Source organism: Dielma fastidiosa, assembly GCF_000313565.1.
GTDB classification, from domain to species: Bacteria; Bacillota_I; Bacilli_A; order Erysipelotrichales; family Erysipelotrichaceae; genus Dielma; species Dielma fastidiosa.
Genome location: NZ_CAEN01000119.1, coordinates 1 through 231, shown reverse-complemented (window position 1 = coordinate 231; position 231 = coordinate 1). Strand labels below are relative to the sequence as shown.

Below are 231 nucleotides of genomic sequence, written 5' to 3'. Positions count from 1 at the left end.
ATCGTTTCATTCAATACCAGTACCGTATAGAGGGTATGGCTGCCTTCCGGATCGATCACTTCGTAAGCTACTGCCTCCTGGTAATCGTTCACACTGACGCCGCTTTGCTGTTCGATGCCGCCGACGTTGACTTTGCCTTCGCCGCTCAGCGTATATCGTGCTACTAAGGAACGTTTATCGTGCAGTAACGGAACCGTCACGAGGATCGTTTTCTGTGTCGCGTCGATCACT

The 231-nt window shown here is 51.5% G+C and carries 1 protein-coding gene; it reads right to left on the bottom strand.

The features are described 5' to 3' along the window. On the bottom strand, nt 1–200 hold a 200-nt coding region (locus DAHG_RS18280), incomplete at its 3' end, for a hypothetical protein (RefSeq protein WP_205408084.1). Between the last annotated feature and the right edge of the window lie 31 nt (nt 201–231).